A 14,123-nucleotide genomic window follows, 5' to 3' on the forward strand; every position below is an offset into this window, starting at 1 on the left:
CTAACATTCGCTTGCAGGAGGAAGACAGATACCGAAGAGCCCAACTACGTCGAGAGGGGCGCTCACCGGAGGAAGGCACCAGCTCCCGTTAGGGTTTGCTTCGCCGGAGCTGGTGCGAGTGTGAACTTCGTACCTCCGGCGAGCTCTTGTTCGCCGGAGGACGGCATCCGAATCCGCGCTCAGCTCCGGCCAGCAGTCGGTAACAGGAGGAGAGCGGGTCATTGGCACCGTAGCTCCGACGAGGGGGCTTTCGTCGGAGGTGGGCGGCACCGGCGGGCCGGGATTGGGAGTTTGTGCAAAATTTTTTTAACATCTCTGTCACATTTCTCTTTACAAATTATACCTACCGGGGTATTATTATCTGCATACAACCGAAACTTAAAAACTTTGTGAAATGAGGATTTTATATAATGAAACGTAAAATTGTGATCATCGGCGGTGTAGCCGGCGGGGCGACTGCAGCGGCACGCTTGAGAAGATTGAATGAAGAGGACGAAATCGTCATCTTCGAAAAGGGTGAATACATCTCTTTCGCGAACTGCGGTCTGCCTTACCACATCGGCGGCGTCATCCAAGAACGTGATAACCTGTTGTTGGAGACTGTCGGCGGCATGGCGAAGAAATTCAACATCGGCATCAAGAACTTCAGCGAAGTCGTGAAGATCAACCGCGGCAGCAAGACCATCACAGTGAAACACGTCATAACAGGCGCTATAACTGAAGAAAGCTACGACAAATTGATCATCTCGACCGGCGCGCGTCCGATCAAACCGGCTATCGAAGGCATCGAGGACGCGCAGAACGTCTTCACGTTGCGCAACATCCCGGATATGGACAAGATCAAAGCGTACATCAACGAGCACCAAGTCAAACGCGCGACGGTCATCGGCGGCGGCTTCATCGGCTTGGAAATGATGGAGAACCTATGGGAATTGGGCATCCACGTATCCCTGGTGGAAATGAGCGACCAGGTCATGGCACCGATCGACTTCGAAATGGCGCAATCCGTCCACGCGCATATCGATATGCATAACGTCAACCTGATCCTGAGCGACGGCGTCAAAGCTTTCGAAAACAACGGCTCGAAAGTTCGCTTGAACAGCGGTAAAGTCCTCGACACAGACATGACAATCCTTTCGATCGGTGTGACACCGGAAAATGAATTGGCAGTCGATGCCGGCCTGAAAACTGGCGTACGCGGATCAATCGTCGTGAACGACCAATTGCAGACATCCGATCCGGATATCTTTGCGGTCGGCGATGTCATCGAAGTTACCGACTTCGTCAACAGCAGCAAGACTGTTGTTCCGTTGGCTTGGCCAGCGAACCGTCAAGGCCGCTTGGTGGCTGACCACCTGAACGGCATGGATGTCCGCTACAAAGGCACGATGGGGACTTCCGTTGCGAAAGTCTTCGAATTGACGGTGGCGGCAGCCGGAAACAACGAGAAAACTTTGGAACGTCTCGGCACCGACTATAAAGTGGTCCACATTCATCCGAACTCCCATGCCGGTTATTACCCAGGGGCTTCGCCATTGGACATCAAATTGCTGTTCGGCTTGGACGGCAAAATCTTGGGTGTGCAGGCGGTCGGGATGGAAGGCGTGGAAAAACGCGTCGACGTGATCGCGACAGCCATGAAATTGGGCGCGACGGTCTACGATTTGCCGGATTTGGAATTGGCATACGCACCGCCGTATTCATCCGCCAAAGATCCTGCCAACATCGCCGGCTATGTGGCTTCCAACATCCTCGAAGGCAAAATCGACACGTTCCAATGGCATGAAGTCGATGGCCTGATCGCAAGCGGCGCGTTCTTCCTCGACGTCCGCGAAGACTTCGAGTTGGCGACCGGCGTGTTGGGCGATGCCTACACGATTCCGCTGGGCGATATCCGCGCGCGCATGAACGAATTGCCGAAAGACAAAACGATCTATGTGTTCTGCCAAGTCGGCCACCGCGGCTACAACGCGGCCCGCATCCTGATGCAGAACGGCTTCACCGTCAAGAACCTGGACGGCGGCTACAAAACTTACAAACAAGCGAACACGACTTTGAATTATAAAGAGGAAGCGCCGGAAGAGGCCGTGCATGTGGAACCGACACACGCGAAGCCAGTCCAACCGGTCGGCAACACGATCCAAGTCGATGCCTGCGGACTGCAGTGCCCGGGTCCGATCCTGAAAGTGAAAGAGAACATGGATAAGATGGTCGACGGTCAGGAATTGATCATCGAAGCATCCGACTTCGGCTTCCTGGCGGATATCGCTGCCTGGACGAAGAACACCGGCAACACGCTGCTTTCGAAAGAAATCGACGGCAAAATCGTCCGTGCCCACATCTCCAAAGGCAAAGGCGGCGCAGCGGCTCCGGCAGCACCAGCCGGATTCAACGCTGCGGCAATGGCAGCCCAAGCGGCGCAAGCTCCGGTCCTGCAGGAAACCAAGGACGGCGCCACGATGGTTGTCTTCAGCGGTGATTTGGACAAAGCCTTGGCTTCCTTCATCATCGCCAACGGAGCAGCGGCTTACGGCAAAAAAGTGACGATGTTCTTCACCTTCTGGGGACTGAACGTCATCAAACGTCCGGAAAAAGTCAACGTAGCCAAACGCAGCATGGAAAAAATGTTCGACATCATGCTGCCGAACCACGCCGGCCAACTGCCGATCTCGAAAATGAACATGGGCGGCATGGGCTCGAAAATGATTCAAGCCGTCATGAAACAAAAGAACGTTGACCCCTTGCCGGTCATGATCGCCCAAGCCCAAAAAATGGGCGTCAAAATGGTCGCCTGCACCATGTCCATGGACATCATGGGCATCAAAGAAGAAGAAATCATCGAAGGCGTCGACTTCGGCGGTGTAGCGACCTACATCGGCGACACGATGGATGCGAACTTGAATTTGTTTATCTAATAATGCACCACAAATACGGCTCCCGCTGCGGCGGGGGCCTTTTCTTTTGGGTATTTGGTTGTTTTTGGAGATGAAAGGTGAAGGCGTCGGCTGATCGTGAAACGAATGATGATGAACAGCCCATGAAAAACCAGGGTGTGGACTAAACGGAGAGCGAATATTATCGAAAAGCCGACTAAAAGCAGGGGCGTCGGCTGAACGAAGGGCGAAGAATGCTGAACAGGCAACACGAGCTAAATCCGTCGACTGAACGAAGAATGAAGGATGTCGGATAGCCGACACAAATCGTTCTTGTCGGGCGAATGCCCAGGACGGTATTACCGTAAGCCTGTCGATACAGCAAACAAAGCATTATCCACTACGGTTCATCCCCTAGGGGCTGTTCTTTAGGAGCATTTGTGCAGGTAAACCAACCTACGGTCGCGTATAATAGGCTGTATACAAAAACAGGCGAACTTGGAAAAGGGGATGGCTATGAAAGAGACAGTATGGGGAATGATTGGCTGCGGCGACGTAACGGAGAAGAAAAGCGGTCCGGGGCTCTACAAAGCGAACGGTTCCCGATTAAAGGGTGTATACAATCGCACGGAAGCCAAGGCGCACGATTGGGTGAACCGCCACGGATACGGTCAGGTGTACGCAACGGTCGAGGAGCTGCTGGCAGACGACGAAATCACGGCTGTCTACATCGCCACACCGCCGGCCACGCACTTCGACTACGCCATGCAGGTTATCGCGGCAAACAAGGTGCCTTTGATCGAGAAACCGATGGCGCGCACGTTCGCGGAATGCCAAACGATACTGGATGCGGCCGAGGGAAAAGACTTGCCGGTATTCGTCAGCTTCTACCGTCGAGCGCTTAGAAAATTCCAGAAAATAAAGGAACTGTTGGATGAGGGAGCCATCGGGCAACCGCAATTGGTGGAAATTCGCCAATACCAGCAGCCGGCTCCAGAAGACTTGGACAAAGACAACTTGCCTTGGCGTCTGCTGCCGGCTGCTGGAGGCGGGAAAGATTTGGATATCCAAGTGCATGTACTCGATTACTTGGCCTATTACTTCGGTGACATCACCGCGATGACTGGCATTGTCGAGAACCGGGCCGGACTCTATGAAGTGGAGGACACTGTCTCGGCATCCTTCCGCTTCGCGAACGGTGTCGTCGGATCGGCGGCTTGGTGTTATGTCGCGGATTTCGACTTGGATGAGGTGACGATCATCGGTTCGGAAGGGACTCTGGTCTTCGAAGGCACGAGCTTCGAATGGATCCGCCTCATCAAGGACGGGGAAACGACAATATACAACTTCGAAACGCCAGAGCATGTCGCCATGCCGTTCATCCAAACCGTCGTTGACGAACTAAACGGAAAAGCGAAAAGTCCCGCAGATGCCACCAGCGCAGCCAACGGCAACAGGATGTTCGATGAGTTGTTGAAGGATTACCGCAAAAGATACGAGAGCTAAAAAATATAATGCAGTAATCGAGTTCCATCGGGAACTCTGAACGAAAGGAGAATCCCCATGTCCATCGGCTATGCCTGCCTCAACATCGGTACACCGAACACCAATATCCGCAGCGTCATGCAACGCAACGCGACCCCGGAGAAGCTGACGGAGGTGACCGAGCACAATCTTGCCGCGCTGGAGCGGATGATCGACTACAACCGCAAGAACGACATCAAACTGTTCCGAATCAGCTCGGATCTGATCCCGTTCGGCTCGAGCCCGGTGAACGCGCTCCCCTGGTGGGACATCCACGCCGAAGCCTTCCAGCACATCGGCGCGAAGATCCAGAAGAGCAGCATGCGGGTGTCGTTCCATCCGGGCCAATACACCGTCCTGAATTCGCCCGACGAAAATGTCGTGGCGCGCGCTATCCTCGATCTCGCGTACCACGCCAAAATGCTGGAGTATCTGGGTGTCGACAATCAGCACAAAATCGTCCTCCATGTTGGCGGTATCTATGGGGATAAAAAAGAAGCACTTGAGCGCTTCGAACTGAATTTCCGCCGCCTTCCGGAAGCTGTCCGAAATCGGCTTATCATCGAGAACGACGACAGGCTCTACAATATCGAAGAGGTCCTCGAACTGGCGCACCGACTCCAGATCCCGGCCGTCTACGACAACCTGCACCATGCCATCAACCCAACGCCATCAGGAGGCACCGACCCATACTGGATCGCCGAAGTTAAAAAAACTTGGAAAGCAGCAGACGGCAACCAGAAAATCCACTACTCCCAGCAGGCGCCAGGCAAACGGCCGGGCGCCCACACCGATACGATTGACTTGGAGACTTTCCTTACTTTTCACGAACAGCTGGAGGACAAGCAAATCGACATCATGCTGGAAGTGAAGGACAAGAACCTGTCCGCCATCAAATGCCAAAATGCGACAACTGAAAACAAGCGCATGGTCCTTCTCGAAAAAGAGTGGGGCCGCTACAAATACGCTATCCTTGAAAAATTACCCGCGGTCTATCAAGCCATCCGCACGCTACTGAAGGACAAAGAAGCCTATCCGGTCCAGGAATTCTACCGCTTGATCGATACCGCCTTCGCCGAAGAAATCCACCCCGGGCAAGCTGAGAATGCCGCAGCCCATGTCTGGGGCTATTTCAAGAAACACGCGGCCGAAGCCGAACGCAGACAATACGAAAAGAATCTTGCGAATTTCCGCAACGGCAGCGGAACGCGCGCGACCCTGAAACGGCACCTTTTCAGATTGGCGCAAAAATATGAATCTGAGTATCTGCTGCAGTCGTTGTATTTTTACTTGGATTGAAAAGCACACGGAAGGAAATGTTTCTAGGCTATTTGCATTTCCTAAGTAATCAAAAAGAAGCCAGAACCGAGATTGCGCGAGCAACTCAGGTTCTGGCTTCTTTGGGATTACATTTTTACTTTCACGACGACTTTCTTGACCGGTGCCGGGCCATCTACCGCCAAACCCGGTCGGTGGGCATCCTGTGGTGCGAACACCGCGAACTGTCCCGCATGCAGCACGAAATGATCGCCTTCCGCATCGAAGAAGTAGACATCCTCTTCAGGGCGATCCTCCGTCTTCACGACATCATTCAGCGCTTTCCAGCCCATTTTCTCGCTGCCTTCCACGATGTACTGGATATCTGTGTACGTGTAGTGCGCTTCCCAGCGACATTCCTCCAGCAGATGCGTCTCATATTCCTGTACCAACGCGAACACCACATCACCATCGATTTCGTAGCGTCCTACAGGTAAAGCTGCCAAATCCGTTTCTCTTAAAAACATCAGTCCCTTATACAGTGACTCGTTCAAATTCTTATAGAAATCCATATTTGCCAATGCATCAATGATCATAAAAAACATTCCTCCATCCGTTCGACTGTGAATCAATAGTACCAGTATAGGGCAGATTCCTCCGATTGAATAGGCTTTCAAAGCATTGTTGCGATTTCTGTCGCAACTGGGAAGCGTGCTGCACTTATGGCCACTTCCGACGAAGTGGGGGTTCGTCGGAGCACAGTGCTCGCATCAGCTACGCAGCTACGATAAATGATCTGTTTATCGGAGTACAGTAGGGAAAAAATGTCATCTACCCGATTGTTGACTTACAGCCTTTCAAGAGGTGATCAGTTTGAACCAAATGTCTTGTGTGTGAAAATATGTGAAAAACCATATTATTACGGTGTTATCAGTTTTTCTTGCAATCTCAAAGGAGTGTATTTGAAAACGGCAAGCAATATACACACAACTTTATTTTTCACTTACTATACAGTTGGTTCAAACAAGCAAATACTTGTATAGGATATTTATCCTCGAATCACCTAATTGACTGAAGCTTTTACAATGAGACATTAGGACTAAACTTCCCCAAAGATGGACACATGCAAAATGTCGGAATAATCAGTAAAAAAGCCAGTCAAGCCTTAGTAGGTAAGTAAAGTTGGACTGGTTTTTAAATGGCTTCGTCTTAAATAGGCACTCCGTCTCTGGATCATCACGCCACCTCCGATAAAGCCATGTGACTAAGGAGAACAGGCTGCGCCAGCTATCCCACCTCCGCGGAGTGGTTGTTGACCGTAGTAGACCGACTCACAAACAGCGCACCTCCGTCGGAGCTGTCTTAACCGGAGGTAAACATCGTTCCGGAAAAGTGTTGCCTGGAATTATGATTATTGGAATATAAAATAAAAAATCGGTCAGAAAAGGATTATAATATAAGGTACGGTTTGCAAGAAAGAACTAACAAAGCGATACTTTCGAATGAGAATTATATAATGCAGAACATTAAATATAAGGACGGTGCAATTCTTAAAAATACTAAATCGTAATTCAACTTTTATTATAGTTTTCGTAATCAAAAACAAAAGGTTGGAATAGCGTGAATTCATACTTTATTCACAATGAATTCGTTTGCTTTCTTATCATTCGGCTTTTAAAAGTAAATTTTAAGTAAAACTTCAAAAAAACTTCGTTTTTTGTGCAAAAATGGTTGTAGAAATGTTATCATAAAAAATACTGAAAGATATTTTCTTTATATGATTATATCTTAGCGACAATTATAAGAAGAAAAAAATAATTATAGGGGTGCTTTATGAAATATTTGAAGATAAAAAGAGTGATTGATCTTGTTCTTTCGGTATTGGCCGCAGTCATTTTATCGCCAGTTTTCTTAATTTTATTTATTGCAATAAAATTGGATACACCGGGACCCATCTTCTTCAAACAAAAGAGAGTTGGCATCAACAAAACCCACTTCAATATCTTGAAGTTCCGTACGATGCGTATCGACACACCAAAAGATACACCAACGCACCTATTAGAAAATCCTGATCAGTACATCACAAAGGTCGGTAAGTTTCTGAGAAAAACAAGCCTGGATGAACTGCCACAAATATTCAACATCATCAAAGGCGAAATGGCCATCATCGGACCACGCCCAGCATTGTGGAATCAATATGATTTGATTGCTGAAAGAGATAAATATAACGCAAATGATGTGCGTCCTGGTTTGACCGGATGGGCTCAAATCAATGGACGTGATGAATTGCCGATCACTGTCAAATCCGAGTTGGATGGTGAATATATCAAAAAAATGAATTTTGCATTCGATGTGAAATGTTTTGTCGGAACCATTACAAGCGTTTTGAAAAGCGATGGTGTTGTCGAAGGCGGTACAGGAATATTAAGTGAAGGGAGTAATCAATAGAAATGAAGAGAATATTGATTACAGGTGCCAATAGTTATATTGGCACCTCTTTTGAAAAATGGGTAGCTCAGTGGCCAGAAGACTATCAGGTAGAAACTGTTGGTACAAGAAATGGCGAATGGAAAGAACTCGATTTTTCTCCATATGACGTGGTTTTTCATGTAGCGGGAATTGCCCACCAAGATGCGAAGGCAGATCAAGAAGAGCTGTACTACAAAGTAAACCGGGACCTGACCATTGAAGTAGCCAAAAAAGCAAAGTCTGAAGGAGTTAAACAATTCATCTTCATGAGTAGCATGATTGTTTACGGAGCAAGTAGCAAAATCGGAGAAACCAAAGTTATCACAAGAGATACCGTACCGGAGCCAATCAATTTCTATGGGAATAGTAAGCTCCAAGCGGAACAGGGAATCCTTCCACTACAGTCGGAGGCGTTTAATGTTGTCGTTATCCGCCCCCCAATGATTTACGGAAAAGATTCAAAAGGCAACTATCCACTTCTAGCTAAATTAGCTAAGATAACTCCAATATTTCCAGATATCGACAATAAAAGAAGTATGTTACATATCGATAATCTAACCGAATTGATTCGTTTGTTAATTAGCAAAAATGAGCATGGAATTTTCTTCCCACAGAACAAAGAATATGTGAAGACCTCAGAAATGGTAAAAACGATCTCCCATATTAGTGGGAAAAAAATGAAATTAGTAAAATTATTTAATCCCATTTTATATTTATTATCCGATAAAGTTGGCTTGATAAATAAGGTGTTCGGCGATTTGAATTACGATATGTCATTAAGTGATTTAAAACATGATTATCGTATTAAAGATTTAAAAAAATCAATTATTTCTACTGAAGTGGAGAGTTAATTTAATGAAGAAAGTCCTTATGTTAGTAAATCATGATGTTGTAATATATAACTTCAGGAAAGAACTTGTTGAGAGGTTATTAGAAGATGGGTATGAGGTCATTATTTCATCACCATATGGAGAACGAATTGATGACTTAGTACAAATGGGTTGTCAGTACATCGAAGCTACTATTTCTAGGCATGGTACGAATATGTTAGAAGACTTAAAACTACTCGCACACTATAGAAAAATAATAAAAGAAGTCAAACCAGATGTTGTACTCTCCTATACGATTAAACCTAATATATACGGGGGAATGGCATGTAGAGCATTGAATGTTCCTTTCATTGCTAATATAACTGGATTGGGCACTGCTGTTGAGAATAAAGGCATTATGCAAAAAATCACTATTTTTCTATATAAGCAAGCCTTTGATAAAATTAACTATGTTTTTTTTCAGAATGCCGAGAATATGCAATTTTTTATTGATAATAATATTGTAAAAGAAAACTATATATTGGTCCCAGGATCAGGAGTAAATTTATATCATTTCCAGCCCTTACCTTATCCAAAAGGTACTACAATTGAATTTGTTTTTATTTCAAGAATCATGAAAGAGAAAGGAATAGACCAATATTTAGAAGCAGCAGAGTATATTGGTAATAAATATCCTAACACTAGATTTCATATTTGTGGCTTTTGCGAACAATCATATGAAGATAAATTAAAAAGTTTACAAGATCGTGGGATAATTATTTACCATGGAATGATACGGGATGTTAGAACAATAATTGGCAAAACGCATTGTACTATACACCCTACATATTATCCTGAGGGACTTTCAAATGTATTGTTAGAAAGTTCTGCCTGCGCAAGACCGATTATTACAACTGATAGATCAGGCTGTCGAGAGGTAGTTGATAACGGAATAAACGGTTTTGTGGTTGAACAGAAAAATAGCCAAAGTTTAATTAAGAAGATTGAAAAATTTCTAGAATTAAATTATGAATCAAAAGCACAAATGGGATTGGCCGGTAGAAAGAAGATGGAAAAAGAATTTGATAGACAGATTGTAGTAAATTCTTATTTAGAAGCAATTAAATCAATTTGAATTTTATTGATTTTAATAAAAATTCAATATTTAGTCGGAATAGTCGTTGAAGTTTACTTTTTTATGGAGTTACTTCCTTCATTTCTATGTGAATTATAACGAAAAATGCTGAAAAACATTTATACAAAAGGATTTCTATTGAAATTTCGAAATTTCCGTGTTATGGCTATAACGTGGAAAGGCGTGACTTTATAAGTTTAGTATATGTAACGAACAAGAAGAACGGTACAACCTATGTTTACGAATCACCTAACTATTGGAATAAAGAAAAGAAACAGTCTCGAAGTAAGCGTGTTCACATCGGAAAACTGGATGAAGTTAGGAACCCGAATCCCTCTAAACTATTAGCTACGTCGCAGGCATTAGCACCTGCAAAACAAGGGCTGGTTCCATCCACTGTAATGAAACGAAGCTACTAAGGTGCGACCTACTTGTTTGAAAAAATCGGGGAACTGCTTGGTTTTACCGCCGATTTAAAAACTTGCTTTCCTGAAAGCTATAAGTAGATACTCTCCATTGACTAATTCTTTATTTTAGAAGACCGTAATACGATTCTCAGATTCTCATCTTTACGGCAGCTATATTCCGTCCTAAAGAAGCAGTAATCTGTTTGTATCTGTTACGGAAGAAGATAAAAAATCTTTTTTTCAGCCTTCAAGCTAAGCGACGAACTGAGAATGAATATTGGACTTTTGATGCTACCAGTATTTCCTCCTTTTCATAAGCTCTCAAGCAAGTCAAATATGCTATCAACAAGGACCATGATCCGCTTGCGCAGATTAATTTTGCCCCGTTGTTTGACGAAGAATCTGTATTAACATTTTACTAACGTAAGTTAGAAGGCAATATAAGCGACCTCAAAACAGTGAAGATCTTGCTTGCCGATTTAGGTAGTCGTGGGTTCAGCAAGGTAAAACTAGCAATGGATCGGGAGATTTTATAGCAAAGAAAATATTGATGCCTTGTACCTAAATCATCTGAAATTTTTGATGGCCATGAAAGTGCCCCTTAAATGCGCGCAGGAAGAACTGGACAAGGTTCGGGATAGCACCCGCACTAATTACAATGCTAGCTACCAACTTTACAGCTATACTGCAACGATAGACTGGAAGTATTCGCAGAAGCGGCCATACAAAGGTGATGTGATTGAAGGGAAACGATGGATGCACCTGTATATTTTTTAGAGATGAAAAAGCACTTGAGCACGAGAATCGTTTCAATGCGCTTCTTAATCGGCTTGAAGCAGAACTCGTTTCCGGGAATCGCAAAGCGGAACACGAAAAGCAGTATGCCAAATACTTCGAAACCACTAAAATGCCAAAGTGCGGGACAAAGGTAACTCCGCAACAAGAAGTCATTACCTAAGCGGAAAAAGATTACGAAATCTTTGCTCTCATCAGTAATAAAATTAAGAACCCTATCGCAGCTTTAGACTTGTACCGTAACAAAGACATCGTTGAAAAAGCCTTCGAGAATCTTAAAGAGCTGCTGAATTTACGGCGAACTGATGTTTAATCAGAAAGTTTGCTTGAAGGTAAATTATTTGTGGAGGTCATTGTATTGATTTATCTGTCGTAAAACAAAAAGCAAATATCCGAAAAAGAACTGTACAAAAATTATACGATGCAGGAATTACTAGACGAACTGGATTGGATGTCATTGAAGTATTTACAAATCCAGGCAGTGCATGGCGAGTGGATGAGGTTACGAAGAAGCAGTCACAATTATATAACACCTTAGGTGTTATGCCCCCGATTATGTGATAATTTTTTGGAATCTAGGATGAGAATCGGGAAATATAGAATTTATGGAGGAAACTCTTTTGAAAATATTACACGTAATTGATAGCCTTAAATCCGGTGGAGCTGAAAAATTAACTACTGAAATCATACTTAAATTAAAAGATTACGGAGCTAGTGTGGATATTTTACTACTGACGGATGAGGGAAATGTTTTTCATCGAGTCTTGGAAAGTAATAACATTTCGATTAATGTTATTCCGATAAAAAAAATGAGAAGTCCACACAATATTTTTTATATTTACAAATTAGTAAAAAATGAGAAGTATGATATTATACATGCACATTTATTTCCCGCTACCTATTGGGTTTCTATAGTTAGCCTTTTTATAAAGTTTACAAATTCAAAATTTGTAATGACTGAGCATAGTACACACAATAGGAGAAGAAATTATCGTTTGTTCAAAATTTTTGATAAGTTTATTTATAAAAAATACGATAGGGTTGTCTCAATAAGTCGAGGAGTACAGAGGAATTTAATTAGTTGGCTAAATGACTCTCCAGCAAATAAGAGATTTTGTGTAATCGAAAATGGAATTAATATTAATCATTTTAAATACGCAAAAGAAATTAATAAAAATGAATTCGAAAAATTTAGCAATGAAATTAAGTATATTCTTTGTATGATTGGCAGATTTACCGATTCAAAAGATCATGATACCGTTTTAAGAGCCATGAAGAGGTTGCCAGCTAATATAGGATTGGTATTGGTGGGAGAAGGTACTTTAGAAAATAAAATAAGAGAGAAAATAATAGAGTATGATTTACTTAACCGCGTTATTTTATTGGGATTCCGCCAGGATGTGGAGAGAATTATTAAGACTTCTGATATTATCATACACTCTGCCAATTGGGAAGGCTTCGGATTAGCGGCGGTAGAAGGGATGGCTGCAGGAAAACCCGTAATAGCGTCAAATGTTGAAGGTCTAAGTGAGATTATTGAGGGGTATGGTTTATTATTTTCCCATTCCAATGATATTGAGCTAAGCGAAATAATTTGTAAATTAACTTCTAACAAGGAGTTTTATGATGAGATAGCAACAAAATGTAGCAACAGAGCAAAGAGATATGATATTGGTAACACTGCAGAAAGCTATTTTAATATTTATAAAGAGATATTAAAAGGATAGAGGAAATTTTAAATAGTGATTTAATATTTTTCAGGGAGGGCATAATGAGAATTCTACAATACGGACTGACAAACCATGTAGGTGGTATTGAAACATACCTAAGAAAGATCACCACAACACTTCATAATAATAACGATCTTGAGTTTAGTTTTTTAATAATTGGAAATGAGCAACCATGTTTTTATGAAGAATTTTTAAAATTGGGGTGTAAATTCTATTTTATAACACCAAGGAAACAGAGTTATTTTAAAAATTATTCTGAGTTAGTGAGTTTATTGGAAACCGAAAAATTTGACGTTTGTCATTTTCATTTTAATAGTCTTAGTTATATACTTCCTGCTAAAATTGCATCAAAGTACTGCGATAAAATAATAATACACAGTAGGAACGCAGACGTTAAATTAGGTATCATATCTAATGTGTTACATAAAATAAATTATTTTCTAATTCCTAAAAATGCTTATTTAGTAGCTGTTTCCGATTTAGCAGGAAAATGGATGTACGGTAAAAAGCAATTCAAAGTAATAAATAATGGAATTAAACTGCAATCATACAAGTATAACCCCATTAGTAGAAAAGAACTTAGAGAAAAATATGGAATGAATGATAATATTGTCGTAACAAATGTTGGCGCATTTAGATATCAAAAAAATCATAAGTTTCTTTTAGAGATTTTTAGAGCATTAATGGAAATTAATGATCACTATAAATTAGTTTTAGTTGGTGATGGTAGCCTATTAAACGTCATGAAAGATTATGCTAGAAAATTAAATATAGAGAAGAATATTCTGTTTTTAGGCAATATGGACAATATAGCTGATATATTATCTGCCAGTGACGCTTTTATTTTCCCTTCCTTCTATGAAGGATTTCCAAATGCTTTGCTAGAAGCTCATGCTTCTAACTTGAATTCATTTTACTCAGATACTATAACTAAAGATATAGATTTTCCCAAATTAGGAATTAGAATTTCTTTAGAAAAAACCGCAGAAAATTGGGCAATTATTATCGATGAGAAGATGCGAAATAAAAATAACCGAGATAATTATAATGACCACGATGAATTGAGAAAGTTCTCAGTTGAGAATGAAATACATATCTTGCAGAAACTCTATAGGGGGATATAA

Annotated in this window: 9 protein-coding genes and 1 pseudogene; 9 read left to right on the forward strand and 1 reads right to left on the reverse strand. The window is 42.8% G+C overall.

Annotated elements, in window-relative coordinates; all coding sequences use genetic code 11:
• The first annotated feature begins 410 nt into the window (after positions 1-410).
• The 3 genes from ACKPCD_RS05790 (at position 411) to uvsE (ending at position 5,696) form a co-directional block, all read left to right on the forward strand.
• Positions 411-2,915, forward strand: coding sequence for a CoA-disulfide reductase (locus ACKPCD_RS05790; protein ID WP_321434306.1), 2,505 nt, complete (start codon positions 411-413; stop codon positions 2,913-2,915).
• Positions 2,916-3,389: 474 nt separating this feature from the next.
• Positions 3,390-4,379: a Gfo/Idh/MocA family protein gene (locus ACKPCD_RS05795; RefSeq protein ID WP_321434307.1), complete on the forward strand. Its 990-nt coding sequence runs from the start codon at positions 3,390-3,392 to the stop codon at positions 4,377-4,379.
• A 57-nt stretch (positions 4,380-4,436) separates the two neighbouring features.
• Positions 4,437-5,696, forward strand: coding sequence for a UV DNA damage repair endonuclease UvsE (uvsE, locus tag ACKPCD_RS05800; protein ID WP_321434308.1), 1,260 nt, complete (start codon positions 4,437-4,439; stop codon positions 5,694-5,696).
• Between the two features lie 107 nt (positions 5,697-5,803).
• On the opposite strand, the gene ACKPCD_RS05805 is transcribed toward uvsE, so the two are convergent.
• Entirely contained in the window at positions 5,804-6,250 is a 447-nt protein-coding gene (locus ACKPCD_RS05805; RefSeq protein ID WP_321434309.1) for a NanQ anomerase/TabA/YiaL family protein, read from the reverse strand.
• Between the two features lie 1,237 nt (positions 6,251-7,487).
• On the opposite strand from ACKPCD_RS05805, the gene ACKPCD_RS05810 reads away from it, so the two are divergent.
• From ACKPCD_RS05810 to ACKPCD_RS05835, 6 genes and pseudogenes are all read left to right on the forward strand, one after another.
• Positions 7,488-8,102, forward strand: coding sequence for a sugar transferase (locus tag ACKPCD_RS05810; protein ID WP_321434310.1), 615 nt, complete (start codon positions 7,488-7,490; stop codon positions 8,100-8,102).
• 2 nt (positions 8,103-8,104) lie between these two features.
• Positions 8,105-8,974, forward strand: a complete 870-nt coding sequence (locus ACKPCD_RS05815) for an NAD-dependent epimerase/dehydratase family protein (protein WP_321434311.1) — start codon at positions 8,105-8,107, stop codon at positions 8,972-8,974.
• Positions 8,975-8,993: 19 nt separating this feature from the next.
• Complete coding sequence (locus ACKPCD_RS05820; RefSeq protein WP_321434312.1) at positions 8,994-10,067, forward strand: glycosyltransferase family 4 protein; 1,074 nt, start codon at positions 8,994-8,996, stop codon at positions 10,065-10,067.
• Positions 10,068-10,258: 191 nt separating this feature from the next.
• A pseudogene (locus ACKPCD_RS14625) lies at positions 10,259-11,830 on the forward strand (IS1634 family transposase).
• 59 nt (positions 11,831-11,889) lie between these two features.
• Positions 11,890-12,996 (forward strand): glycosyltransferase, encoded by a 1,107-nt coding sequence (locus ACKPCD_RS05830; RefSeq protein WP_321434314.1) that lies wholly within the window; start codon positions 11,890-11,892, stop codon positions 12,994-12,996.
• A 44-nt stretch (positions 12,997-13,040) separates the two neighbouring features.
• Complete coding sequence (locus tag ACKPCD_RS05835) at positions 13,041-14,123, forward strand: glycosyltransferase (RefSeq protein ID WP_321434315.1); 1,083 nt, start codon at positions 13,041-13,043, stop codon at positions 14,121-14,123.

It is taken from the genome of Trichococcus flocculiformis, assembly GCF_963662535.1.
Classification (GTDB): domain Bacteria; phylum Bacillota; class Bacilli; order Lactobacillales; family Aerococcaceae; genus Trichococcus; species Trichococcus flocculiformis.

Excerpts from the sequence above, each read along its gene's own strand:
- ACKPCD_RS05790 (WP_321434306.1), top strand. The coding sequence starts at position 411 with ATGAAACGTAAAATTGTGATCATCGGCGGTGTAGCCGGCGGGGCGACT.
- ACKPCD_RS05795 (WP_321434307.1), top strand. The coding sequence starts at position 3,390 with ATGAAAGAGACAGTATGGGGAATGATTGGCTGCGGCGACGTAACGGAG.
- uvsE (WP_321434308.1), top strand. The coding sequence starts at position 4,437 with ATGTCCATCGGCTATGCCTGCCTCAACATCGGTACACCGAACACCAAT.
- ACKPCD_RS05805 (WP_321434309.1), bottom strand. The coding sequence starts at position 6,250 with ATGATCATTGATGCATTGGCAAATATGGATTTCTATAAGAATTTGAAC.
- ACKPCD_RS05810 (WP_321434310.1), top strand. The coding sequence starts at position 7,488 with ATGAAATATTTGAAGATAAAAAGAGTGATTGATCTTGTTCTTTCGGTA.
- ACKPCD_RS05815 (WP_321434311.1), top strand. The coding sequence starts at position 8,105 with ATGAAGAGAATATTGATTACAGGTGCCAATAGTTATATTGGCACCTCT.
- ACKPCD_RS05820 (WP_321434312.1), top strand. The coding sequence starts at position 8,994 with ATGTTAGTAAATCATGATGTTGTAATATATAACTTCAGGAAAGAACTT.
- ACKPCD_RS05835 (WP_321434315.1), top strand. The coding sequence starts at position 13,041 with ATGAGAATTCTACAATACGGACTGACAAACCATGTAGGTGGTATTGAA.